At 60.3% G+C, this 25,138-nt stretch carries 22 protein-coding genes, 1 tRNA gene and 1 pseudogene; 7 read left to right on the top strand and 17 right to left on the bottom strand.

The annotated features are described in order from the left end of the window. Both rfbA and E0H22_RS09260 read left to right on the top strand, forming a co-directional pair. Entirely contained in the window at positions 1 to 915 is a 915-nt protein-coding gene (gene rfbA / locus E0H22_RS09265) for a glucose-1-phosphate thymidylyltransferase RfbA (RefSeq protein WP_233025361.1), read from the top strand. 94 nt (positions 916 to 1,009) lie between these two features. Beyond that, complete coding sequence (locus E0H22_RS09260) at positions 1,010 to 2,053, top strand: rhamnan synthesis F family protein (RefSeq protein ID WP_233025360.1); 1,044 nt, start codon at positions 1,010 to 1,012, stop codon at positions 2,051 to 2,053. A gap of 129 nt (positions 2,054 to 2,182) precedes the next feature. Here E0H22_RS09260 and E0H22_RS09250 read toward each other — a convergent pair. The 4 genes and pseudogenes from E0H22_RS09250 to E0H22_RS09235 all read right to left on the bottom strand — a co-directional run bounded on the left by E0H22_RS09250 (position 2,183) and on the right by E0H22_RS09235 (position 5,872). After that, positions 2,183 to 3,409: pseudogene (locus E0H22_RS09250) on the bottom strand (IS5 family transposase). 84 nt (positions 3,410 to 3,493) lie between these two features. After that, on the bottom strand, positions 3,494 to 4,423 hold the full coding sequence (locus tag E0H22_RS09245) for a glycosyltransferase family 2 protein (RefSeq protein ID WP_233025359.1): 930 nt from the start codon (positions 4,421 to 4,423) through the stop codon (positions 3,494 to 3,496). A 96-nt stretch (positions 4,424 to 4,519) separates the two neighbouring features. Next, the gene (locus E0H22_RS09240; RefSeq protein WP_347340829.1) at positions 4,520 to 5,356 is read right to left on the bottom strand and encodes an NAD-dependent epimerase/dehydratase family protein; all 837 of its coding nucleotides are present in this window, start codon (positions 5,354 to 5,356) and stop codon (positions 4,520 to 4,522) included. Positions 5,357 to 5,542: 186 nt separating this feature from the next. Continuing rightward, complete coding sequence (locus tag E0H22_RS09235) at positions 5,543 to 5,872, bottom strand: hypothetical protein (RefSeq protein ID WP_233025357.1); 330 nt, start codon at positions 5,870 to 5,872, stop codon at positions 5,543 to 5,545. Between the two features lie 26 nt (positions 5,873 to 5,898). On the opposite strand from E0H22_RS09235, the gene E0H22_RS09230 reads away from it, so the two are divergent. Next, positions 5,899 to 7,092 carry a CaiB/BaiF CoA transferase family protein gene (locus tag E0H22_RS09230; RefSeq protein ID WP_233025356.1) on the top strand — a complete coding sequence of 398 codons (1,194 nt, stop codon included), beginning with the start codon at positions 5,899 to 5,901 and terminating at the stop codon, positions 7,090 to 7,092. Between the two features lie 5 nt (positions 7,093 to 7,097). Here E0H22_RS09230 and E0H22_RS09225 read toward each other — a convergent pair whose 3' ends face one another. The 5 genes from E0H22_RS09225 to E0H22_RS09205 form a co-directional block, all read right to left on the bottom strand. Continuing rightward, complete coding sequence (locus E0H22_RS09225; protein ID WP_233025355.1) at positions 7,098 to 8,615, bottom strand: tripartite tricarboxylate transporter permease; 1,518 nt, start codon at positions 8,613 to 8,615, stop codon at positions 7,098 to 7,100. A gap of 9 nt (positions 8,616 to 8,624) precedes the next feature. Beyond that, complete coding sequence (locus E0H22_RS09220) at positions 8,625 to 9,167, bottom strand: tripartite tricarboxylate transporter TctB family protein (RefSeq protein WP_233025354.1); 543 nt, start codon at positions 9,165 to 9,167, stop codon at positions 8,625 to 8,627. A 161-nt stretch (positions 9,168 to 9,328) separates the two neighbouring features. Then, positions 9,329 to 10,339 carry a Bug family tripartite tricarboxylate transporter substrate binding protein gene (locus E0H22_RS09215; RefSeq protein ID WP_430715236.1) on the bottom strand — a complete coding sequence of 337 codons (1,011 nt, stop codon included), beginning with the start codon at positions 10,337 to 10,339 and terminating at the stop codon, positions 9,329 to 9,331. A gap of 182 nt (positions 10,340 to 10,521) precedes the next feature. Beyond that, positions 10,522 to 11,313: an enoyl-CoA hydratase/isomerase family protein gene (locus E0H22_RS09210; RefSeq protein ID WP_233025353.1), complete on the bottom strand. Its 792-nt coding sequence runs from the start codon at positions 11,311 to 11,313 to the stop codon at positions 10,522 to 10,524. A gap of 113 nt (positions 11,314 to 11,426) precedes the next feature. Further along, positions 11,427 to 12,626, bottom strand: coding sequence for a pyridoxal-phosphate-dependent aminotransferase family protein (locus E0H22_RS09205; protein ID WP_233025352.1), 1,200 nt, complete (start codon positions 12,624 to 12,626; stop codon positions 11,427 to 11,429). Positions 12,627 to 12,884: 258 nt separating this feature from the next. On the opposite strand from E0H22_RS09205, the gene E0H22_RS09200 reads away from it, so the two are divergent. From E0H22_RS09200 to E0H22_RS09190, 3 genes are read left to right on the top strand one after another with little or no spacing between them, the layout of a single operon-like run. Beyond that, on the top strand, positions 12,885 to 15,857 hold the full coding sequence (locus E0H22_RS09200; protein WP_233025351.1) for an FAD-binding and (Fe-S)-binding domain-containing protein: 2,973 nt from the start codon (positions 12,885 to 12,887) through the stop codon (positions 15,855 to 15,857). Positions 15,858 to 15,868: 11 nt separating this feature from the next. Then, the gene (locus E0H22_RS09195; RefSeq protein WP_233025350.1) at positions 15,869 to 16,300 is read left to right on the top strand and encodes a GlcG/HbpS family heme-binding protein; all 432 of its coding nucleotides are present in this window, start codon (positions 15,869 to 15,871) and stop codon (positions 16,298 to 16,300) included. Between the two features lie 12 nt (positions 16,301 to 16,312). Next, complete coding sequence (locus E0H22_RS09190; RefSeq protein ID WP_347340828.1) at positions 16,313 to 17,281, top strand: metallophosphoesterase; 969 nt, start codon at positions 16,313 to 16,315, stop codon at positions 17,279 to 17,281. Between the two features lie 251 nt (positions 17,282 to 17,532). Here the strand turns inward: E0H22_RS09190 and E0H22_RS09185 are convergent, their stop codons facing one another. The 3 genes from E0H22_RS09185 to E0H22_RS09175 form a co-directional block, all read right to left on the bottom strand. After that, a complete protein-coding gene (locus tag E0H22_RS09185; RefSeq protein WP_233025349.1) occupies positions 17,533 to 18,312 on the bottom strand; it encodes an enoyl-CoA hydratase/isomerase family protein in 780 nt (259 codons plus the stop codon). A 45-nt stretch (positions 18,313 to 18,357) separates the two neighbouring features. Beyond that, entirely contained in the window at positions 18,358 to 19,008 is a 651-nt protein-coding gene (locus E0H22_RS09180) for a glutathione S-transferase family protein (protein ID WP_233025348.1), read from the bottom strand. A 115-nt stretch (positions 19,009 to 19,123) separates the two neighbouring features. Then, positions 19,124 to 20,401: an acyltransferase family protein gene (locus tag E0H22_RS09175; protein WP_233025347.1), complete on the bottom strand. Its 1,278-nt coding sequence runs from the start codon at positions 20,399 to 20,401 to the stop codon at positions 19,124 to 19,126. Positions 20,402 to 20,665: 264 nt separating this feature from the next. Here E0H22_RS09175 and E0H22_RS09170 point away from each other — a divergent pair, with 264 nt between their 5' ends. Continuing rightward, on the top strand, positions 20,666 to 20,884 hold the full coding sequence (locus E0H22_RS09170; protein ID WP_233025346.1) for a hypothetical protein: 219 nt from the start codon (positions 20,666 to 20,668) through the stop codon (positions 20,882 to 20,884). Between the two features lie 57 nt (positions 20,885 to 20,941). On the opposite strand, the gene E0H22_RS09165 is transcribed toward E0H22_RS09170, so the two are convergent. From E0H22_RS09165 to E0H22_RS09145, 5 genes are all read right to left on the bottom strand, one after another. Further along, a tRNA-Lys gene (locus E0H22_RS09165) sits at positions 20,942 to 21,017 on the bottom strand. A 169-nt stretch (positions 21,018 to 21,186) separates the two neighbouring features. After that, complete coding sequence (locus E0H22_RS09160; protein ID WP_233025345.1) at positions 21,187 to 21,789, bottom strand: Spy/CpxP family protein refolding chaperone; 603 nt, start codon at positions 21,787 to 21,789, stop codon at positions 21,187 to 21,189. A gap of 131 nt (positions 21,790 to 21,920) precedes the next feature. Beyond that, entirely contained in the window at positions 21,921 to 23,246 is a 1,326-nt protein-coding gene (locus E0H22_RS09155) for a TRAP transporter large permease (RefSeq protein ID WP_233025344.1), read from the bottom strand. Beyond that, a complete protein-coding gene (locus E0H22_RS09150) occupies positions 23,243 to 23,854 on the bottom strand; it encodes a TRAP transporter small permease (protein WP_233025343.1) in 612 nt (203 codons plus the stop codon). Before E0H22_RS09150 ends, E0H22_RS09155 begins: the two co-directional genes overlap by 4 nt. Before the next feature lie 150 nt (positions 23,855 to 24,004). Then, the gene (locus E0H22_RS09145; RefSeq protein WP_233025342.1) at positions 24,005 to 25,021 is read right to left on the bottom strand and encodes a TRAP transporter substrate-binding protein; all 1,017 of its coding nucleotides are present in this window, start codon (positions 25,019 to 25,021) and stop codon (positions 24,005 to 24,007) included. Positions 25,022 to 25,138 lie beyond the last annotated feature (117 nt).

Below are 25,138 nucleotides of genomic sequence, written 5' to 3'. Positions count from 1 at the left end.
ATGGGTTCGATCAGTAAAGGCATCATTCTGGCTGGTGGCAGCGGTACGCGCCTCCATCCGATGACTCTCGCCAGCTCCAAGCAGCTGCTGCCAATCTACGATAAGCCTCTGATCTACTACCCGCTCTCCACGCTGATGATGGCAGGTATCCGCGACATCCTGATTATCTCAACGCCGGTTGACCTCCCCAAATTCCAGCACCTGCTCGGCGATGGATCGAAATGGGGGATGTCGTTCAGCTATGCCGAACAACCGAGCCCCGACGGGCTGGCCCAAGCCTATATCATCGGCGCCGATTTCGTTGCTGGACAATCATCAGCATTGGTACTCGGCGACAACCTGTTCTACGGCCATGATCTGATCCCACTGCTCCAGAATGCGCGCAAGCAAGCGGAAGGCGCAACGGTTTTCGCTTATCACGTCAGTGACCCGCAGAGCTACGGAGTGGTGGAATTCGACGCCAGCAATCGCGTCCTTTCGATTGAGGAAAAGCCGCTGCAACCCCGTTCGAACTGGGCAGTTACAGGACTCTATTTCTACGATGGCAGCGCGGTCGATATCGCTGCAAATCTCAAACCTTCCGCGCGTGGCGAACTCGAAATCACCGACGTCAACCGGGCCTATCTGGAACGCGGACAGCTGCAGGTCGAGAAGATGGGCCGAGGATTTGCCTGGCTCGACACCGGGACACCGGACAATCTGCTAGAAGCAGCGGAATTCGTCCGCGTACTTGAAAAACGCCAGGGCTTCAAGATCTGTTGTCCCGAAGAGATCGCCTTCCATCTCGGTTGGATCAGTGCCAGCCAGCTGGAACAGTTGGGCAAGCCGATCGCCAAGGGAGCCTACGGGCAGTACCTGCTAAGGATCGCCCTTGAAGGCAGCTCGCCAAGCGGCATGCAGCTCCGGTTCTCCTGAAGCTGCGGATCACCTGCCGGCCAGCTGGCCGTTGACGCCATCATATCGTAGAACTCGCCTGGTGATGGGCCAGCAAAATTCACCGGAATGACCGTTGACGAAAGAACATACCCAAAGCTTCCAACAGCGGTCTTCGACGGCCAAGTTGAAGTCGTTCGTGCAACTCGTTCTTGCGCCATTCATCGTTGTCCACGACATGGTGATCGAACTGGCAGCGCGTCTGATTCGACGCAGTTCCTTGCTGCGTGAGCGTATTCCCGGCGATGATCCGCTAAGTGAGTCCCGCAAGGTCGCGGTGTATGTTCACTTCGACCCACAGGGGACCGTTCACGAATATGTCCTGCATCAGCTCAACGAACTTGTAGCAGCAGGCTTTCGCGTCACATTCGTCTCGAATGCACCGCTTCTTCCAGCCACCAGCCGAGCAGCGACGAGTCCGCTCTGCAAGGAGATCATCTGGCGCTTCAACACAGGTTATGACTTCGGCGCCTACAAGGACGGCATTGCTTCACTCGGCGATCTCAATGAGCTCGACGCTTTGCTGATGATGAACGACAGCATTTACGGCCCCTTCTGGCCTCTCAGCGACACGCTCGCGGCAATCGACCAGTCCAAGTATGATTTCTGGGGCATCGCGGATTCCTGGGAGCAACAGCGCTACCACTTGCAGACGTTCTTCATTGTCTTTTTTGCGAGTGCGCTGAAATCCTCTGCTTTCAAGACGTTCTGGCGCACGCTCCCCTACGTTAACAACAAGCGATGGGTGATCCGAAACGGCGAAACCCGCCTGACGCAAGTTCTCGGACGACAGCATCTCCGCTCCGGTGCCCTGGCAAGCCATTGGACAGTCGCCGAAACGATGAAAGACCGGTTGGCAGCCTCAGCACCTACAGAACGCCCCGCTTCGGATCGGGCTTTTCTCGCCCATCTTCATATGCTGTTGCTGACTGGCCGAGCGATCAATCCGATGCACTTCTATTGGGATGTCCTGATTTCAGACTACAAGTGCCCGTTCATCAAACGGGAGCTCCTCAAAGCGAACCCGGCAGGTATTTCAACAGCGTCGAAATGGGCAGCTGTGATTGCATCGAATAGCTCTTACGATGTGTCACTGATCCAGCGACACCTCAAATCCTAGCGTGGCAGACCGCAGCGTTTTCAAGCCAGATGGCTGCCGGTCCGCGTTAGGAAAACGCGTCAAACAAGAAGCGAGGGCCCCATTCCGATTCCATCGGAACGAAAATGCTCTAGCAGGTTGTTGAAGAAGTCATTGAACGACGCGCGATGAAAGGAATGTCGTCACTGTTGATGAGGCAGATTTCGCCTTCGAGCGAACGGTCATCCTGCAGTTCGGCCCAGCCATTACCGCTGGCTGGGTCCATTTCGTTGTTTCCGTCCCAGCTGAACTGGACGGCATCGCCGTCGCAGAAGCCGTGGATGGAGCCCGTGAGGCAATCGAAGGCGAACGCGCCGCCGACCTCATCGAACAGGATGCCAAGCCAGCGGAACTCTTGATCCAACCGAAGATTTCTTCGATGCGTTTGCGGCACCGCTGGCTGATATCATAGCTCACGTGGCGCGTCGTGCGGCTATCGACGGCCGTCTTGCGCCGCTTGCCGGCCTTGGTGAGGTGGCCGTCGATCGCGATGTGCGGCGTGACCGATCGGCCTCTCAGTTCGCGGACGAACGGCGTGACGTCATAAGCCTTGTCCGCGCCCAGGGTGATGCGGCGCTCGTGATCTCCTCGATAGTCATCGATGAGTTCGAGCGCCTTGTCCCGTTCGGCAGTACCGGTCGCTTGACTCACGCCGCCCAACACCGCAACCCATGACGGTTCTCCATCAGCGCATGGCCCATATAGCTCAACCTGGCCAGCTGGCCATCTCCCTTCTTGTAGAGTCGGGCCTCGAGATCGGTCGTGCTCTCATGGGTCTCGTTGGATCATTTCTCCTTGTCAAAGTTGCGCTCCACATTGCGTCCCGGACCGTCCTGATCGTTGTCGTTGCCATCCTTTCTCCGGAAACTCTTGATCGACATCCAAGCTTCAATCAGTGTCCCGCCCACCGAGAAATGATCACTCGATAGCAGGCGCTTGACCTTCGGCTGCGCCAAAAGCGCATTCAGGAACTTGGCCGCAATCTCGCCCTCAGCAGCCGGTCGCGGTTCTTCGAGAAGGTAGAGTGGCTCCAGACTGCATCGTCCACCCCAAGCCCGACAAACCAGCGGAACAGAAGATCGAACTCCATCCGTTCCATCAGATGCCGTTCCGAGCGCCCCCATAGAACGCCTGCAGGAGTATCACTCGAAGCAGCTTCTCCGGCGCAATCGAGGGTCGGCCGCAGTCTGTATAGAGCTTGGCAAATGCCCCGAAAAGATCGTCCAGCGCCGCATTCGCCAAGTCCCGGATCACCCGCAGCGGGTGGTCGGCGTGAACCCGAGCCTCCAGATCCACATAACTGAAAAGCGAGCCTGACCGTTCGTCACTTCCCCGCATCGTGCCAACCGCCACCCTGGATCAATTCCGATCCTACAGAATCATCATCCAAAGCGCTTCGCCACACACTTCTTCAACTGCCCGCTAGAGGCGACCGAACAGCGCGCCGACAAACAAGCCGATGTTCTCGACTTTGCTTTGTCGATAGGCTCCCGATCTGCGGATCAGATACAGCCGCCGCAGCAGCGACGCGCGGCGAGCATTGGCGAAGTCATCAAGCGTTGCGGCGTTTACCGATGTGAATGATTCCCGCATTCTGTCGAGCAGCTTCAGGTTCAGGTCATTCCACATCACGACGCGGCCATTGGCAAAGGCCGCCATTCGGATCAGACGCGCACGAATTCCGATATTGGACCCCACCAGGTTGCCATGATGCTGCCGGTACTTCAGGCTTGGCCATGGATCGTAGTGAGCAAGGCCACCCACGCCTGTCACCACCTGATAAGTCCACCAGTCGTGAGAGACCATTGCGGCATCTTCCGGCGTCGCGCGCAAGATCATCAGGGCTGCACGGTTGAAGACCATGGTGTTGCCGCCGCCGATATTCTGAACCAGCGCATTCTGAAAGGCCGGCGGCCGTGTAAACAACGGTGAGAAACCAGCAGGAGTACCATCGCCTTCAATCAGCTCGGTGCGGCTGAAGTAGAGTGCGGACACATCACCAGATTGCGTCCGGAACCATTCTACCGCTCTGGCCAACTTTTCCCTAAACCACACATCATCTTGATCGCTATAGGCGAACAGATCTCCTGTGATATCTGCGTTACGCACCAACGAAACGAAGTTCTGCCAGAAGCCCTGCATTGGCCCTGTAAGAATAGTCACACGCTGGTGCACGGATTTTGCGAACTCCTGAACGAGCTCAACAGTCGCGTCCGTCGATCCGTCATCGGAGATCAGCAATTCCCAGTTTGAATATGTCTGCGACCGGTAAGACTCGAGCTGTTCCGAGAGGAATTGAGCGCCGTTGCGAGTGGCAAGCAGAATGATGACTTTCGGCTGGCTGGACGGCAATGTGACGGCATTCCTTATGAGCGGAGTTACGCAGCGGGCGGCTTTTAGACCAATTTGAACGACAAGGAAACCGGACGACCCAGGGTACCGCAGGCCTTAGAGTTTGCCGTCAAAACTGGGCTCGAAACCACGCGGCTTCCAGCCGAAGTCTCGCATCGCAGTTGATGCGTCGAACGTCATATCTTTCGCCATTCGATTGCCCATCGCCACATTAGCATGCGGGAAAAACGGCTTTGCCAGCGTGAAAGCCAGCCGCCACAGCACGGGCGGCGCCGACACAATCCGTCGCGGCTTGCCCAGTGCATCAAAGATGCGCCCGACCATCTCGCGATAACTGAGAACTTCTCCGCCCGGCAGGGCGTAAGTTCTGTTTGCTGCCGCCGGACTACCGGCAGCGGCTATCGCGCCGATCGCCAGATCTTCCGCATGTACGGGCTGCCGCAACCCGGCACCGCTTCCCATCAGCGGCAAAAATCCGAAGCGCTGGATCAGTCGGGCGAGCCGCGAGACATTGCCATCCCTGCCCTCGGCATAGATCACCGTGGGGCGCAGAATGGTCCATTCGATGCCGAGTTGCTCACAGACAGCACCCAGGCGCCGTTCGCCATCGGCCAAACGCTGCAGCAACTCCCGCTCTGACGGAATCTCCGAATTGATCTTCGTGACGATGCTCGTCGAAGTGAAGGCAACGACGCGCTTCAACGACGGCGAGGCGATACGGGACAAGGCATCAGCGAGCACGCCGACTTCAACCGTGCAGTAAAGCGTCTGCGCTTCGGGGATGTTCAGCTCGGCAGGCCTGGTCAGATCGCCCTGCAGCCAGTCCACATCGTTGCTTTGCCGCTGCCTGCGCGAGAGCGCCAGCGGGTGTTCTCCGGCCCGAACGAGATGTTCCACAATGTAGCCCCCGACAATGCCGGTGGCGCCGATCACGATACTCTGCATTCAACCAATCCACTGCCTCAGCGCGTCGCCGCAACCGTCGCAGTCTGCAGCCAGGCGAGTTCTAACCGATCCTCGCGCCCGGAGCTATGGATCGTCCTGTCCGATCAGCGGCGAGAGAAAGGCCGAACACCACTCAAGAAGCGTGAAAACGCGGCGACAACCGGCTTCTGCCACTCAAGTTGCGATGGCGTCCGCGAGACGATGCCCCCCGTACAACACGTCAGCCCTGCGAGCCATGACCCGCATCGCCAGCGTATAGTCGGCCGCAAAAACGACAATTCCTAAAATAATACCTTCAACCATACACACAGCTAAAAGTAGTGCACTAGCATTCAACTGATTAGACTGGCGGTCAAGCGGTTGCGCGAGCTGAAGCTTTGGTTGCAACCGGTTGGTGACATCCCGGTCACATGATTTTTGCGCAAGAGACAGTGATGCGCGCTCCGCCTGCGATTGCCGGGCATGACAAGGCCGCCCGTTTGCGCGAAAGGTAATGGTCGCCACTTCACGGCATCACCGGAGCCCTCTGAATGTCCTTCCCACGCGCCTCGCAGGCCCTTTCCCGCTTTACCGTCCTCGACCTGACCCGTATCCGCTCGGGCCCAACAGCGGTACGGCAGTTCGCGGATTGGGGCGCCAATGTCATCAAGATCGATGCATTGAGCGATGATGCCGGCTCCGAGCAACCCGGCGGTCCCCGACAAGGCTCGGATTTTCAAAACTTGCACCGCAACAAGCGGGGCATGACCCTGAACCTGAAGGACCCGCGCGGTCTCGCGGTGTTCAAGCGACTGGTCGATAAGGCCGACGTGGTGGTCGAGAATTTTCGCCCGGACGTGAAAGCCCGGCTCGGCATTGATTACGAGAGCCTGAAGGCGATCAATCCCGGCATCGTCTATGGCAGTATTTCTGGATTCGGCCAGGACGGGCCCTATCATAAGCGCCCCGGCTTCGATCAAATCGCCCAGGGCATGGGTGGGCTGATGTCAATCACCGGTGCGCCTGATCAGGGGCCGATGCGGGTCGGAATTCCCATCGCCGATCTCACCGCAGGCCTCTTCTGCGCGCTTGGCATCCTCACGGCACTGCTGGAGCGCGACGTCTCCGGTCAGGGCCAATGGGTGCAGACATCGCTGCTGCAAGCGCAGATCTTCATGCTCGATTTCCAAGCCTCGCGCTGGCTGATGGAAGGTGAAGTGCCACAGCAAGCCGGCAATAACCACCCCACCAGCATTCCCACCGGCGTGTTCAGAACCTCGGACGGGTATATCAACATCGCCACAACCGGTGGCAAAATCTGGGAGCGATGCGCGCAAGCCATTGGCGCACCGGAACTGATCTCAAATGCCGACTACGCCACCGGTCCCGCCCGCTCGAAGAACCGCGACGCGTTGAATGCCGAGATCGAGCGCCGCACCGAGCAGAACACCACGGCCTATTGGGTTGAAACACTGAACGCCGCCGGCGTTCCTTGCGGGCCGATCTACAGTATCGACCAGATGTTCGACGATGCACAGGTCAGGCATCTCGGTCTCGCGCAGGACGTGCCGAACGATCAGAACCGCAAGATCACACTGGTCGGCCAGCCTTTCACCCTGTCGCGTACCCCGAGCAAGATGGCTATCCGGCCGCCTGAATTCGGCGAGAACACTGAGGACGTCCTCGCCGAGTTCGGCTTCAGCGCGGATGAGATCGCCGCGCTGAAGGATGCCAAGGTGGTCTGATCGACCTATCCCGCCGCGCTCGCCGGCCGTAGCATGCGGCCGACGTCTGTGAAAATGCGGTCGATCACCGGCCAGAACAGCAGCGTGATCGCCAGCGTGGTGATGGTGCCCACCAGCCCGTTGGACCAGAACACGCCGAGGCTGCCGCCGGAGCCGATCATGGCGAGGCGGAAGGCGTCTTCGGCGCGGCTGCCGAGGACGAGCGCCAGAGTGAACGGCGCTAGCGGGATGCCGATCTTCTTGAAGACATAGCCGACCACGCCAAAGCCCAGCATCAGCCAGATATCGAACATGGCGTTCTGGATCGCATAGGCGCCGATGGCGCAGGATACGACGATCATCGGCGCCACGGCGGCAAACGGCACACGCAGGATCGAGGCGAAAACAGGCACGGTGCACAGCACCAACACAAGACCGACGACATTGCCGAGATACATCGAGGCAATCAGACCCCAGACAAAATCCTTGTGCTCAACGAACAGCAGCGGGCCGGGATTGAGGCCCCAGACCATCAGGCCGCCGAGCAGGATCGCCGCGGTGCCGGAGCCGGGAATGCCGAGCGCCAACATCGGCAGCAGTGCCGCAGTGCCAGACGCATGCGCGGCTGTTTCGGGCGCAAAGACACCTTCGATGCGGCCTTTGCCGAAACTCTCGGAATCCTTCGAAAAGCGCTTGGCGAGGTTGTAGCCCATGAAGCTCGCCGCGATGGCGCCGCCCGGAGTGATGCCGAGCCAGCAGCCGATCACCGAGGAGCGCAGCAGCGTAGCCCAGTAACGCGGCAGATCCATCCAGACGTTCAGCACCGTGCGCAGATTGATCTTGGCAGCATGGCCGCGCAGAGCGAGCCGCTCCTCCATGGTCAGCAGGATCTCGCTGATACCGAACAGGCCGATGACGGCGACAAGGAAATTGATGCCGCGCAATAAATCGGACGAGCCAAACGTCATGCGCAGATTGCCCGAAACGGTGTCCATACCGATGCCAGCAATCAAGAGGCCGAGCGCCATCGAGATGACGGTCTTGTGCTTGGCTTCACGGCCGAGGCCGACGAAAGAGCAGAAGGTGAGCAGATAGACCGCGAAGAATTCCGGCGGGCCGAATTTCAGCGCGAAGGACGAGATCATTGGCGCCAGGAAGGTGATCAGCATCACCGCCACCAGCGAGCCAATGAAAGACGAGGTGAAGGCTGCCGTCAGCGCTTCGGCGGCCTTTCCCTGTTGCGCCATGGGGTAGCCGTCAAATGTCGTCGCCACCGACCATGCTTCGCCCGGGATGTTGAACAGGATCGACGTGATGGCACCACCGAACAGCGCGCCCCAATAGATACATGACAGCATCACGATGGCCGAGGTCGGATCCATCGAGAAGGTCAGCGGCAGCAGGATGGCAACACCGTTGGGGCCGCCAAGGCCCGGCAGCACGCCGACAAAGACGCCGAGCACGAGGCCGACCATCATCAGTGCGAGGATCTTCCATGTGAGCAGAACGGAAAAACCGTGCAGCAGGAGACCGAGGGCTTCCATATCGACCTCCTAGCGTCCGAGCGCCGCTTCGAGGGGGCCCTTGGGCATGATCACGTCGAAGGCGACATCGAAGGTCACGAACATGATGGCGGTGAAGACAAAGGCGGTGAGCAGTGATTTCCACCAGGCGATCTGACCGATCCAGCGCATGAAGCCGGCGATCAGCGTGAAGCTCGCCACATAGATGCCCAGAAACTGCGTGGCGAAGCAGAACAGCGCCGTCGGCACGAAGACGAGCAGCACGCGGCGGAGCTGCGCGCGCGTCACGAATGTCTCGATCTTCGCGCCCGGCGAGAGCAGCGCCGAGATCAGACCGTAGAGGCTCGCGCCACCGAGGATCACCGACAGATAGAACGGGAAATAGCCAGGCTGTGGTCCGGTGGAATCCCATTCGATACCGGTCTGCCAGTTATCGTAGCCGAGCAGCACCGCAAGCGCGAGCAGCACCAGCGATGCGACGATCTCGATGGTGCGACGGCTGACAACGGAGGGCGATTCATCGTCGGGCGCAGTGGGGTCTTCGACGACGATTTCGAGATCGGTGTTGGACATGGCGAGTTTCTGCAGATGGAGGAAGCAGCGCACGCGCGCTGCGCATCATGGGCATGTCATCACCCGCGAAAGGGGGTGATCCAGTCAACACAGCTGCCAGTGTAGCCCGTCAGCGCCTGTGTCTACTGGGTCCCCGCTTTCGCGCGGGACGACAGACAGCGTTACTTCGCGACGAATCCCGCTTCGGTCATCAGCGACTTATTGAGCGCATCGTCCTCTTCGAGGAACTTGGTCATCGCCTCGTCCTTGAGGAACACCGGCTTCAGCGCCTGCTTCTCCATGTAGTCCTTGTATTCGGGCGTCTTCGTCACCTTCTCGGACAGATCGACATAGTAGGCCTGCTGCTCCTTGGTTACCTTGCCGGGCAGGAACAGCGCGCGCAGCATCAGATACTGCACGTCGAGACCTTCTTCCTTGCAGGTCGGCACATCGTTCCACGACTGCGTCTCGGTGACCTTGGTCTTGTAGGAAATCCGCTCCTTGTCGAACACACAGAGCGCACGTACCTGGCCGGCACGCCAGACTTCAAGGTTCTCGCTGGGATTGTTGACATTGGCTTCGGTGTGTTCACCGACCAGCTGCGTGGCAGCTTCACCGCCAGACTTGTAGGGCAGATAGGAGAATTTTGCGCCGGTCTTCTTTTCCATGAAGACCGTGAGCACATGGTCCTCACGCTTCGAGCCGGTGCCGCCCATCTTGAACGGAGACGACGCGGCCTTCGCCGCCTCGACGAACTCCTTCACCGTCTTCGGACCCTTGGCATTGTCCCAGAGAACGAACTGATCCATCGCCACCACCGAGACCGGCGTCAGCTCGCGCCAGTTGAACGGAATTTTTGCGGACAGCGGCAGCATGTAGATCAGCGAATATGCGATCAGCACCTTACTGGGATCACCGTCGCTCGATTTCATATAGATCAGAGCCTCGCCGCCGGAGGCAGCGCCCTTCAGCGACACCACCACCGGCACCTTGGCGAGATTGTTCTTCTGAATCGCGGCCTGCATCATGCGCGCCATCTGATCGGACGCGCCACCGGCGCCGGCGGCGACCACGATTTCGATGGGTTTTGTGGGCTCCCACGCATGTGCCGGCGCGAGAATGGGGGTAGCAGCCAGCATAGCCGCAAGCGCGGCTGTGGCGCCGATCGACTTAACGCCGATAGAATTGGACATTTGTTTCTTCCCTATGACCCCAAGCGAGCTTTTGGGCGCCCGCCTCTTTTGGTTGGTTCTATTCTGCGGGGTATTGTCCGTCACATCAAGCGCGCCGGATGCATGGTCGGGGCGACTTTGGTCAGGGGGCGAAACGAAAAGGGCCGCCACGCAGACGGCCCCCTGCCTGTGATCTGATCGCTCTACTTCCCCTGCCAATTCGGCTTGCGCTTGTTGAGGAAGGCATCCATCCCTTCGCGAAAATCGTCGCTCATATAGGCCTTGAGCACGAGATCCTGCCCCTCGTCCCGCGTCAGCGTCTTGCGTAAGCGGCGCACGGCTTCCTTGGTGACTTCGAGGGTGATCGGCGCATGGCTCGCAACAAGCTGCGCAAGCTCAAGCGCGCGGTGCTGCAGCGTCTCCACGTCGGGCACGATCTCGTTGATCAGGCCCAGCGCCAGCGCCTCCTCGGCCTCGATCAGGCGGGCAGTGAAAATCATGTCCTTGGTGCGCGCCGGGCCGACCAGCGACATCACGCGGCTGATATTGGACATCGACAGGCAATTGCCGAGCGTGCGGGCGATCGGGAACCCGATACGCGCGGCCGCCGTGCCGATCCGCAGATCGCAGCAGGCGGCGATGCCGGCACCGCCGCCGGTGCAGGCGCCCGCAATGGCGGCAATGGTCGGCACACGGCAGGTCTCCAGTGCCGTCAGCACCCGGTCGATCCGTGCCTCGTAATCGAGCGCATCCTGCGCCGTCTTGAACGCGCGGAACTGGGAAATGTCGGTGCCCGAAGCAAAAGCCTTGTCGCCGGCACCAGTCAGGATGATAGCTTTGATGGAGCGATCCTCGTTGGCCGCCGTGCAGATCTCCGCCATGCGCTCATACATGGAGAACAGCATGGCGTTGCGCGCCTGCGGGCGGTTGAAGGTGATCTTGGCAATGCCGTTCTCGACGGAATAGAGCAGATCTTCGCTGACAGGCGCGGTCATAGGCAATCTCTTTCGGTAGCCGGAATAAAAAGGGGCTGAAGCGATTATGCTCAAGCCCCCAAGGTATTGTTAGACAGATTGTTAGGCCGCCGCAGCACAGACGGCATGCAGCATCAGGCGCTCGCGGCCTTGGTCATATGGACGACGCCTTTGCCGGTGAGCACATCCATCGCCGCCATCACGCCACCGGCGCGATGCGGGAGCTTGGCGAGTTCGAGGCCCATTTCGACACCGGCCAGCGTGCCCATCAGCATCAGATCGTTGAAATGGCCGATATGGCCGATGCGGAAGATCTTGCCCTTCCACTTGTTCAGGCCTGTGCCGAGCGACATGTCGAAATTCTCGAGCACCACCTTGCGGAACGCATCGGCATCATGGCCTTCCGGCATCAGGACGGCGGTCAGGGCCGGCGAATGGTCCTGCTGGCGGAGCGGAACGGTCTCGAGACCCCAGGCCTTCACAGCCGCGCGGGCGGCGGCGCCATGACGCTTGTGACGGGCGAAGACGTTGTCGAGCCCCTCCTCCTCCAGCATCGCCACCGCCTCCTTCAGCGCGTAGAGCAGGTTGGTGGCGGGCGTGTAGGGCCAGGAACCGAGCTTGTTGGCAGTGATGATCTCCTGCCAGTCCCAATAGGAACGGACGGACTGGTTGGCCCTGGAGGCCGCCAGTGCCTTTTCCGAGACGGCGTTGAAGCCGAGGCCCGGCGGCAGCATCAGGCCCTTCTGCGAGCCCGCCACGGAGACGTCGATGCCCCAGGCATCGTGTTCATATTCCAGCGAGCCGAGGCCGGAGACGGTATCCACCATCAGCAGCGCCGGATGGCTCACGCGGTCCAGGATTTTTCGCACGTCGAGCGGATAAGTCACGCAGCCGGTCGAGGTCTCGTTATGGACGACCATGACAGCCTTGATGGCGTGCCCCTTGTCGGCCGAGAGGCGCTTCTCGATTTCCGTGAGATCTGCGCCATGGCGCCAGTCGCCCGGCACGAAGTCGATATCGAGCTTGAATTTCTCGGCGAGATTCCGCCACAGAGTGGCGAATTGGCCGGTCTCCGCCATCAGCACCTTGTCGCCGGGTGATAGCGTGTTGACGATGGCAGCCTCCCAAGCGCCGGTGCCCGACGACGGATAGATCATCACCGGCTGCTTGGTGCGGAAGACACGCTGCATCGCAGCGAGAACATGCAAGCCGAGCTCAGCGAATTCCGGACCGCGATGGTCCAGCGTCGGCATGTCCATGGCCCTCAACACCCGATCGGGCACGTTGGTGGGGCCAGGAATCTGTAGAAAATGCCTTCCGGTATGTACGGTCATATGACGTTCTCCCCGAGAGTGTTCTGATGCAATGCCCGTGAATTCACCTGTGAAGGACTATGTCCCGGGGATTGGTATACATTATACCAGACGTTTATTCGAGTCCGTTTCAGCGGCAGGTGCCAGATTCCGATTCTGCAACGCAGCAAGGAGCGCTGTGACGAAAGGCCATGGCCCCCCGGCTTGCCGGATCGCCCCTCCCTTGCCAAGGCCTGACCTCGATGCAAAGACAAACTTTCATAACATGAGACTCAGGCGATGGCGACAAAGCAGGCCGTGACGACTCGTAGTTCGGCGGCCGATAGTGCGTTGGCCGCCAGACTTGCCGCTGTAACCACCGGCGACGTTTTCTTCGACGCCTTCAACCGCGGCCGTTACGCCACTGACGCCTCGTTCTACCAGATCATGCCACTCGGCGTGGTCGTCCCCCGCACCATCGACGAAGCGCTGCACGCCATGGCGATCTGCCGCGACGATGGACGCGTGGTCACACCACGCGGCGGGGGCACCTCGCAATGCGGGCAGACGGTGAATGAAGGCATCGTCATCGACCTGTCGAAGCATCTCAACAAGCTGATCTCGGTCGATGTGGAAAATCGAACCTGCATCGTTGAGCCCGGCATCGTCCTCGATGATCTCAACCGGCAACTGAAGAAGCGCGGCCTGTGGTTTCCCGTCGACGTCTCAACCGCCTCACGCGCCACTATCGGTGGCATGGCCGGCAACAATAGCTGCGGCGGCCGCTCGCTGCGTTATGGCACCATGCGCGACAACACGATTGCGATGGACGCCGCGCTGGCCGATGGCACGCAGCTCCATTTCGGCGAGATCAACCCGAATGACAACGCGCCTGTCCTGTTCCGCGAAATGCTGGCGCTCGGTGAACGCGAGGCGCAGGAGATCGCCGCACGCTTCCCGCAGGTGCAGCGCCGGGTCGGTGGCTACAATCTCGATGCGCTGGTTCCGCGCAACACGCCGAACAATCTCGCGCATCTACTCGTCGGCTCCGAAGGCACTCTCGCCTTCACCACGCAGGTGGAACTGAAACTCTGGCCGCTGATCGGCAACAAGGCGCTCGGCGTCTGCCACTTCGGCAGCTTCTATGAAGCGATGGATGCGACCCAGCATCTGGTCAAGCTGAAACCGATCGCGGTCGAACTGGTCGATCGCACCATGATCGCGCTCGGCCGCGACATCGCCATGTTTCAGCCGATCATCAAGAACGCCGTGCGCGGCGATCCCGATGCGCTGCTGATCGTCGAGTTCGCCGAGGAAGATCAGGTCGCCAATACGGCCAAGCTGAAAGAACTTGGCGAGCTGATGGGCGATCTCGGCTTCGGCTGGGACCATCCGCAGCGTAAATGGGGCGGCGTGATCGAGGTTACGGAGCCAGCGCTGCAATCCGGCATCGCCGAGTTTCGTGCCGCCGGCCTCAACGTCATGATGTCCATGAAGCAGGAGGGTAAGCCGGTCTCCTTCATCGAGGACTGCGCCGTGCCCCTGCCGCATCTCGCCGACTACACCGAGCGCCTGCTCGGCGTGTTCGCCAAGCATGGCACTTCCGGCACCATGTATGCGCATGCCTCCGAAGGCTGTCTGCATGTGCGTCCCGTGCTGAATCTGAAGCTCGACAAGGACGTCAAGGCGATGCGCGCCATTGCCGAAGAAGCGTTCGACATGGTGCGCGAATACAAGGGTTCGCATTCCGGCGAACATGGCGACGGCTTGGTGCGCTCCGAGTTTCACGCCGAGATGTTCGGTCAGCGCATCATCGACGACTTTGCCGAAGTGAAGAACAGCTTCGATCCGGGCCGTATCCTCAATCCCGGCAAGATTGTCCATCCACCGAAGATGGATGATCGCTCGCTGTTCCGCTACACGCCCGACTATCGCATCGGTGAGTTAAAGACCGAACTTGACTGGTCCGCTTATCCTGGCGCCGGTGGCGGTTTCCAGGGAGCTATCGAGATGTGCAACAACAATGGCACATGTCGGAAGCTCGAAGGCGGCGTGATGTGCCCGTCCTACCGCGCCACGCGCAACGAGAGGGATGTGACACGCGGCCGTGCCAACACGCTGCGGCTCGCGATCTCAGGCCAACTCGGCCCGGATGCGCTGACCTCCGACGAGATGGCGGAAACCATGAAGCTCTGCGTCTCCTGCAAAGCCTGCCGCCACGAATGTCCCACCGGCGTCGATATGGCGAAGATGAAGATCGAAGTGCTCGCTGCACGCGTCGCGAAGCACGGCCTGTCGCTGCGCGATCGCCTCGTCGGTTATCTGCCGCACTATGCGCCCTTCGCCGCAAAACTCGCGCCGCTGATGAACCTGCGCAACGATCACCCTGTGCTGCGTAACCTCGTCGAGCGCGTCACCGGCATCAGCGCCAAGCGGAGCCTGCCCGCCTGGCGAAGCGACGTTTTTCATCGCGATACGGAAGTCGTTGGCCCCATCGATGGCCACGAAATCGTGCTGTTTGCCGATACCTTCAACCGCGCTTATGAGCGCGAGAATCTCGACGACGCACTGCGCGTACTCATCGCCGGTGGCTACCGCGTGCATCTGCCCAAACCCGTAGACGGCCAACGCGCGCTGTGCTGCGGTCGCACGTTCCTCTCCGCCGGTCTCGTCGATCAAGCGCGTGCCGAGCTCGATCGTTTTGTTGTGACATATGCGCCTTTTGCCGCACGCGGCGTGCCCATTGTCGGCCTGGAGCCGAGCTGCCTCCTCACACTGCGCGACGAGCTCCTGTCGCTCCGCTCTGACGACACTGCAAAAGCGATCAGCGCACATGCGATGCTGTTTGAGGAATTCCTCGTTCGCGAAGCAGAGACAGGCCGGCTGCAACTGCCGCTCAAGCCCATCGCACCGAAAGCAATGGTGCATGGTCACTGTCATCAGAAATCTTTCGGTGCGCTCAAGCCGGTCGAAAAAGCGCTGCGCCTCATCCCCGATCTGAAGGTCGAGACCATCGAGTCCAGCTGTTGCGGGATGGCCGGAGCCTTCGGCTATGGCGCAGACACCTATCAGGCCTCGATCCAGATGGCCGAAGCATCGCTGCTGCCGGCCGTCCGCAAGGCAGATGAATCAACGCTGATCGTCGCCGATGGAACATCGTGTCGCCATCAAATCGCCGACGGCACATCGCGCGAAGCGATGCACGTCGCGCGTGTGATGGCCATGAGCCTCGACGGCGTACCTGTACCACCACGATCTGCCGCCACCCATTGAAGGAAAAATTCATGCCCGACCTCTCGCTCGACATCGCCCGCAAAATTCTCGATTCCGCCCTGGCCAAGGTGATCGAAATGAAGCTGAAGCCGATGGCCATCACGGTGCTGGATGCGCGCGGTTGCGTGAAGGCATCGATCGCGCAAGACGGCACCAGCCTGATGCGCGGCGAAGTCGCACATGGTAAGGCCTATGGTGCGCTGGCGATGGGCCTCGGCTCGCGTGCCCTGTTCAAGCGCGCCGAAGAGCAGCCGTTCTTTATCGATGCCGTCAACACCATGGCGCGCGGCGCTCTCGTTCCTGTCCCGGGCGGCGTCCTGATCCAGGATCAGTCCGGCTCCCTGCTCGGCGCCATCGGCATTTCCGGCGACACCTCGGACAATGACGAAATCTGTTGCGTCGCCGGCATCGAGGCTGCCGGCCTCAAGGCTTCGACCGGCTAGGACAGTCAACGGTTGGCCCGGCCGCAGCATATGCCGCCAGACGACAGCGCATTACGCCCGCTGATCGACCGCATCGGCGCGACGCACGTCACACAGCGGCTGGAGATCGAGACCCGTCGCGACCACCAGCTGTTCGGCCAGGGGCGTCTGTTCTTCAATCTGGAGAACTGGTTGACGGCTGCGCCGATCATCCGTGCCGGTCTGCAGCTGACTGGCCTCTATCAACGCGCGCGCCGCGAGGCAAACCAGGTACTCGTGCGCGAGAATGTTGTGACATCGCCTCGCCTGCCATCGGTATTCGACAACTTCACGATCCTGCAGATCAGCGATCTCCATGTCGATCTGAGCGAACAGGCTCTGAAGCACTTGATCTCTTTCGTCGGCGATCTCCGCTACGACATTTGCGTGCTCACCGGCGACTATCGCGGTCAGACCTACGGTCCCTTTCAACGCGCCATCGACGGCATCGGAGAACTTCGAACGAAGCTGCGCGGTCCCATATTCGGCGTCCTCGGCAATCACGACACCATTCGCCTTGCGCCTGCCCTTGAGACGATGGGCATTCGCATGCTGTTCAACGAGGTCGAAACAATCAGCCGCGGCGATGCCCGGATTTATCTTTCTGGCGTAGACGATCCGCATTTCTATCGCGCCGACGACATCCCGAAAGTTGCGGCGCAGATTCCGCGAGAAGCACTCTCGATCCTGCTGTCGCATACGCCTGAAACCTACAGGGAAGCGGCCGAACACGGTTTCGACCTCATGCTTAGCGGCCACACGCATGGCGGCCAGCTTTGCCTGCCCGGCGGCCGTGCCATCAAGCTGGAAGCCGTGCTGCCGCGCCATATGGGCAATGGCGCGTGGCGTTACGGGAATCTTGCTGGCTATACGTCCGTCGGCGTCGGAACGAGCCTGCTGCCGGTTCGCCTCAACTGCCCGCCAGAGGTGACATTGCATCACCTGAGATGCGGTCCCCGATAGGGCTTGCCAAGCGCCAGACGCCGAGGCTCAACCAAGAAGCGCAGAGCCATTTACCTGCTATTAAGCATAATCACCGATAGTCAGGCTCGGGGCTCATTTATTGGATGGCTCAAATGATTTCATTCAACCAGTTGTTTCGTCTGATCAGTCTGCCGATCGCCGGCAGCGTGTTTCTGATCGCCGTTCAGCTTTCGACCGGCATGGGATTTCGGTAGCAGCGCGCGTGAGCCAAATGCTTCGCGCACCGCATCTCACTTCCCTGGCCAGGCCGGCTTGCGCTTTTCCGCAAAGGCCTTGAGGCCTTCCTTCGCATCTTCCGTCATCGAGAGAATCGAGATCTGACTTTCCAGATAGGCGATGCTCTCGTCGAACGACATGGCAGCGACGGCGCGCATGGCGTATTTGCCGCGGCGGATCGCAGTCGGCGACTTGTCGGTGATGCGCGAGATGAGCCACTCGACCTTGGCGTCGAGATCGGCCGTCGCCACGATGTGATTAAGCAAGCCGGCGTCCCGTGCCGTCCGCGCGTCGAATGGCTCGCCGGTGATGCACCATTCGTTGACGAGACGGCGCGGCGCGATGGATTGCAGCAGCGCCAGCACCTGCATCGGAAATACGCCGACCTTCACCTCCGGCAAGCCGAAGATCGCGGTGTCGGCAGCGACGGCCATATCGGTCATGCACAGCAGGCCCATGCCACCGGCCATACAGACGCCGTTGACGCGTGCGATGGCCGGCTTTGTGGCATTCTGCGACAGCCGCATCAAGTCGGCGAGGTCGCCGTTCGGCCTGGAGAAGTCCTGCGCAAACGCCGAGCCTGAATTGGCGAGATCGGCGCCGGCACAAAATGCCTTGTCGCCAGTACCCGTCAACACGAGCACACGCACCTCGGCATCGTCATGCGCGTGGCGATAGCCATCTGCGATGCCCGCGATGACGTCGGCATTCATCGCGTTGCGCTTCTCCGGACGATTGATGGTGATCCAGAGTGCGGCGCCCTTCTTCTCCAGGATCACACTGTCATTGGCCATCGGATGTACTCGCTCTCTCGCATGCAATATCGCGGGTATAGCGATTCACACGCGCCGCGCCAAACCTTGCTCATCCCCGGCGCGGTTTTCCGACTCCACCGCACGCTTGTATCCGTCACGTTGCTGCAGCCGCGCCCAATAGGCCGCGACAGCCGGCCCGAATTGCGAGGCAAGGCCGAGGCGCTGCGCCATCAGCAGTGCATAGCCGACCGAGATGTCCGCCGCTGTGAAACGGCCGGCACAGATATGCTCGTTGGCCGACGTGATCGTTTCGATGATGCGCAGCCGACCAAGAAACCAGCGCGAATAATCTTCGACCACCTGAGGGTTGCGGCGCTCCTCCGGCTCGAGTTGCGAATAACGCAGCACCAGCGTCTGCGGGAATGTCAGCGTCGCCTCGCCGAAATGGAGCCAATTCAGAAACGGCCCATAATCCGGCTCATCCACTCCGACGGCGAGCGGTGATGGGCCATATTTCGTGACGAGGTAATGCGCGATCGCAGCAGATTCGGTCATCCGCGTCCCGCCGTCCAACATCAGCGGAATAGTGCCGAGCGGGTTGATTCCGAGATATTCCTTGGCGTGAACGCGCGGCGGAAATGGCAGCATCTTGAGCTCATATTCCAACCCCAGCTCTTCCAGTGCCCAGAGCGGGCGGAACGAGCGCGCGCGGGCGCAGTGATAGAGCGTGATCATTCGATGAAGCCTCCCGGAAATGCCAGGGCGATTGCTGCCGCTTGCCGTCCATTGGGGGCAGCGATGAGGCTTCGTCAAGAGCTCTGCGTATCCCGCTTGGGAAGGACGCCGCTCGCTATTTGACCTCCTTGCGCCACACATCCGACCAAGCCTGTTGCGACGGCCGATCCGCGACCGGTTCGCGATCCTCGGACGATAGCAGGGCGGCGCGCGAAAAAGCCCGGAAAAGGCCGCCACGCGGCACCGCATTGGTGCCCGTCGCCTCGGACAGCCTGACCTTGCCAAAACGGTCCTTCAGCTTCGCCATCGGCGTTTCCAGCAGATAGTAGGACAGTATCGACAGGCCGATCGTGACTGCAAAGGCGATCGCGACCTGCAAGATGGGCACCTTGGCTCCATCCAGCGCAGCGTCATTGATGCCGAGATAGAACAGCACCGGCAGATGGAACACATACATCGCATAGGACATCTGGCCGAGACCGCGCAGCAGCGGGATCGATAGGATCGCGGTCATCACCCGCTTCAGAATACCGCGGTCGAATACCATGGTGGCAACGAAGGAGACGCTGACCATGGCATAGGCGATCAGCGCGATGGTCCAGTAAACCGGTTGCGATGTGATGATACCGAAATTGCGCCCCATGCGATCAAGCGTGAGCACCACGATCGCACCAAGGAACAGGGCAACGCAGCGCCAGCCACGCAGCGGCTTGTTCTCGAACTCGCGCAGCGCCAGCCAGCCGCCAAGCGACAGCGACAGCATGCGGGTGAACAGCGACATATAGACGACGTCGCCGGCCTCGCGCGGATCGTGGCCGATGAAGATCACCGCCATCACCAGACCGCTGGCAATCGCCAGCAGCGGCACCACAATGCCAATGACACGACTGAGCCAGCGCGGCGGCACCAGCAGGATCAGCAGTGGCCAGAAGAAATAGAACTGCTCTTCTACCGACAGCGACCAGGTGTGTTCGAGCGGGTTCGGGACCGGATGCAACGGATGGTAGAAATTGAAGGTATAGGTGAGCAGGCTGATCGTATCGGCGGTGCCGAATGTGAACAGCAAGACGCAGACGATGACGGTGAGATAATAGACCGGGAAAATGCGCAGCGCCCTGCGTATGTAGAAATCCTTGAACGAGATACGTCCGGTCTTGGCACGCTCGCGCAGCAGCAGCCTGGTGATGAAGAAGCCTGACATCACGAAGAAGATATCGAGCGCGATATACCCCACGCGTGACAGCTGGTTGATATGCCAGATGCTGTTGTAGAGGCCGCTTTCCAACACCTGCGGACAGTGACTGAAGATCACCACCACCACGCCGATCCCACGAAAACCATCGAAGGCCGGGAATTTCTCCAGCCTTTTGCCTGCGGTTGCAGTTTCCGACATCACCATGTCCCCGTTTTCATTCGGGATACGAAGCGCGCCCGTGAGAGGGGTAAAGAGCATTTACAAGCCTACCACCTCGCACGGAAAGTCCGCGCTTAACGTGAATCTACGGTTATGGAGCTCTATCGGGTTGGACGGCAGCACGACCGGTCTCGCGGCCAAGACGCACAAGACCGCCCGGTTACCTGCCGTTAAACATCCCGCGCGACGCTGGGAACGATCGAATTCGACTCAACTTGTTTCGACAGGTGTGAGGGGACGATGATGACCCGGATCGAATATCTTCGCGAACAGGCCCAACGCGCCGAGCGGCTGGCCCGTAATGTACTGGACGCCGTAACGGTCACGCGATTACTGGAAGCCTCGGAAGACTATCGCAGACAGGCCGATCGCCTCGAACAACGCAACCGCTGCGGAACTATGGCACAGGGACTGCAGCCCTTGTCGCCAGGCAAAAGAACGACTGATCTGGAGATCGCTTGATCCGAGTTTCTATCGAGGCCACCCGAATGTTCCGTCAAACAATGTTGTGAGGAACATTGGTGGGCGCACTAGGGCTCGAACCTAGGACCCGATGATTAAGAGTCATCTGCTCTACCAACTGAGCTATGCGCCCGGATCCAATCCGGATATCCCCGCGGGGACGGCTGCGTGTAGCAAAGCCCCCCGGGGATGTCCAGCGATGCCGTCATAAAAAATGCATCGAATTTCGCTTTTGCGAAAAAGTGGAAAAGCCGCCAGGTTTCAGCGGCTTTTCACCGATGTGGCGGTGGACAACGGGCGTTTCAGAGGCGTTCCGCGCCCGGCGGGTCGTCGTGACCGAAGGCGGGCGACGGGAAACCGGGTCCTTCGAAGCTGCCGCGCTCGAAGCCACCCGGACCGTCTTCAGACGGACGCGAACCGCGGTGGCGCCATCCCTCGCCACCGAAGCGGTGGCCCATATGGGTCAGCACGGCGAGCCGGCGTTTCTGGCCGTCATCAAGGGTCTTGTAGAGCGGATCGGCAGCCGTCGCGATTTTCTTCAGGGCCGCAGCGGTCGCCGCCATATTGTCGGCGCGCTGCTGCAGGCGTTCGACTGGATTGGCTGGCGTATTGCCCTGTGCGCTGTTCTCGCGCGCCTTGCGTTCTTCCATCCGCGCATTGGCGCGATCGATGCGCAGCTTGGCGAAATCGCGAACCGAGGCCTCCACCGCCGGCCACAGTTTCTCCTGATCGGGGGTGAGCTTCAGTCCGGCTTTCACGGCGGCGATGCGCGCATCGACGAAGGCCGCGCGATCCTCCGGGTTCATACGTATCTGATGATGCATCCATGGGCGATGTTGGGCATAGACCGCAGTAGATCCTGCAATGACCGCAACCGCGGCGCCAGCGAGCAACAGCTTTTTCATGGCAACCTCCTTTGAAAGAGCTTGCCATGAAGATTGCGCACACCGCCGTCGCGCTTCAACTTACGCTTTGGCCATATCATGTCGCAATGTTGCTGGTACCCCAACAGCCGTGTCGCGACACATGAATTCCGTCACAGCAGGCCGAGGACGCGCGGCAGCCACAACGAGATTTCAGGTATGAACGTCACCCCACCGAGGAACATCAGCATCGTCAGCAGCCACGGCCAGACTGCGATGGTGAGCTCGGTGATGCCCATCTTGGCGATGCCCGACGCCACATAGAGATTGAGGCCCACCGGCGGATGGCACATGCCGACTTCCATGTTCACCACCATCAGAATGCCGAGATGCACCGGATGAACACCGAGCTTCACCGCGATGGGAAACAGGATCGGTGCAGTAATGAGCACGATCGATGACGCCTCCATCACATTGCCGGCAATCAGCAGCAGGATGTTGACGAAGATCAGGAACGTCCACCAATTGACACCCTGATCGAGCATCCAGGCAGCAAGCTGCTGCGGGATCTGTTCCGATGTCATCAGGAACGAAAACAGCACCGCATTGGTGATGATGTAGAGAATCATCGCGCTCATGCTGGCCGAGCCGAGCAGCACCCGTGGCACGTCCTTCAGGCCCATGTCCTTATAGACGAACACGGCGATGACGAAGGCGTAGACGGCGCTGACCGCCGCGGCCTCCGTCGGCGTGAACCAGCCACGATAGATGCCGCCGAGCACGATGAAGATCAGCAACAGGCCCCAGATACATTCACGGAATGCCTTGATGCGCTCGCCCCAGGGCGCGCGCGGCAGTCGCGGATAATCGAACTTCCAGGCGCGATAGACCGTGGTGGCGCCGAGCAGGGTCGCCAACATCAGGCCGGGAATGACGCCGGCGATGAACAGCTGTCCCACCGAGGCAGACGTCACGCGCGCACCATCCGGCCCGAGTGCAACGCTGCCCCCCGTCGCAACCGCATAAATGACCATCACGATGGACGGCGGAATCAGGATGCCAAGCGCGCCCGACGTGGTGATGACGCCTGCACCGAAACGCTTCGGGAAGCCCTGCGCGACCATAGCCGGCAGCAGGATCGAACCGATCGCGATCACGGTAGCAGGCGAGGATCCGGAAATCGCCGCGAACAATGCGCAGGCCATGACGCCTGCGAGACCGAGACCGCCATACCAATGACCGACCATGGAGGTCGCGAAATTGATCATGCGTTTGGCGACGCCGCCGTGGGTCAGGAAATTGCCAGCGAGTATGAAGAACGGGATCGCCATGATCTCGAAATTCTCGATGCCGGTGAACAATTTCAGCGCCACCGCCTCGATGGGGACCTGGGTCAGGAAGAACAGGAAGGTGAGCACCGTCAAGCCGAGCGCGATCGAAATCGGCATGCCGGTGAGCATCAGCGCGATGAGCAGGGCAAAAATGAACAGCGTGGTCATCGAACGCCCTCCGGCGTCGGACCGACTGCAGTGTCGACTTCGACTCCCTCAACGTGTGTGTGGTCGTGATGCGGCAGATCGTCGAAACGGAAATAATTGTAGGCGACCTGCAGGAAGCGGAAACACATGAGATATGAGCCGAGCGGAATGCAGAGATAGACGATCCAGCTCGGCAGTTCGAGATCGGGCGAAGTCTGGTCGGTTTCGGACAGGCCGATGACGAAATTCGCGCCCATGGTGCCGATGATGCCGGTGAACAGCGCGCCACAAAGCAGGCCGAACAGGATGGTGCCCTTGCGCCATTTCGGCGGCAGTTTCAGTACCAGCACATCGACGCCCACATGGATGCCGGTGCGCACGCCATAGGCTGCGCCGAACTTCGCCATCCAGACGAACATATAGATGCACAGCTCCTGCGCCCAGGAAAGGTGAATGCCCGCGAGAAATTTGTAAACCGCCATCGCGCCCGGCAATGTGCGGTTGGAGACCACGAAGTCCGTCGTGTAGCGATGTGCCACGGCGACGAAGATCACCAGCGTCGCAGCGCCGATCAGCGTCGCGATCAGGGTCTCCTCGAGACGATCGAGGATGCGTAACAGGAATTTCAAAGTCGTCCCCTTCCCCACACTCTCATCCTCTTGGTGAGGAGCGCGCCACTTGGCGCGCGCCTCGAACCATGAGTACCAAACACTCACCCCTTCGAGACGCGGCTCAAGCGAGCCACTCCTAAGGATGAGGGCCTCAGCCTCGCCGCAACCTCAGTTGGTCTTGGCTCCCGCTTCCTTCTGGAAATCAGCAATGAGCTGTTTGCCGACGCGCGAAGCCATGTCGGCCGTCACCGGCTCCAGCGCCTTCATCCACTCGGCGCGCTCTTCCGGCTTCAATTCGTAGAAAGTCGTGGTGCCTGCCTTTTTCATGGCGACGATGGCGTCGTCGTTTTCCTTCTGCGACAGGCTGTTGGCATAGGCAGTGGCTTCATCCATCGCCTTCTCCACCTGCGGTTTCACATCGGCTGGAAGGCCATCCCAGAACTTCTTGTTCACAATCACGGCGTAGCCGATATAGCCATGGTTCGAGAGCGTCATGTGCTTCTGCACTTCATGCATCTTCTGCGTATAGACGTTGCTCGGGGTGTTCTCGTTGCCATCAACCACGCCGGTTTGCATGGCCTGATACACTTCCGAGAACGCCAGCACCTGCGGAATGGCGCCGAGCGCGCGCATCTGCGCTTCCAGCACCTTCGACGACTGGATGCGCATCTTCAGACCCTGAAAGTCAGCGACCTTATGCATCGGCTTGTTCGACGTCATGATCTTGAAGCCGTTGTCCCAATAGGCGAGCCCCTTGATCCCCTTAGGCTCCAGCTTCGCGAGCAGGCCCTTGCCGATCGGGCCGGTGGTGATCCGGTTCAGCGCCGCCTTGTCCGGCAGGATGTAAGGCAGATCGAACACCTCGAATTCCTTGACGCCGAGCGGCCCGAACTTGGCGAGCGACGGTGCCAACATCTGCACGGCGCCAAGCTGTAGCGCCTCGACCTCCTCCTTGTCCTTGTAGAGCTGGGAGTTCGGATAGACTTCGACCTTCACCTTGCCATTGGTATATTTCTCGGCGAGTTCCTTGAACTTGTCGGCGCCCTGCCCTTTCGGCGTGTTGGGCGCGACCACGTGGCTGAACTTGATAACGATGGGCGACTGGGCCTGAGCCGGCCCGACGAGCGCGAGTGCTGCGACGGAGACTGCCGCGACAACGAGCCGGCGCGTGGTGAAGTGGCGCATGGTGTTCTCCCTGTTGGCGCGCGAGCTGTTTCAAATCGCCGCTGCGCTTGGATGCCACAGGCAGATGTATCGCCATTAACAGGCGAAGACCACTGCTCCCTTCGTCAGGGGCTGGAA

The sequence above is a fragment of the Rhodopseudomonas boonkerdii genome (genome assembly GCF_021184025.1).
Classification (GTDB): Bacteria; Pseudomonadota; Alphaproteobacteria; order Rhizobiales; family Xanthobacteraceae; genus Tardiphaga; species Tardiphaga boonkerdii.
This window is presented reverse-complemented; position numbering and strand designations above follow the sequence as displayed.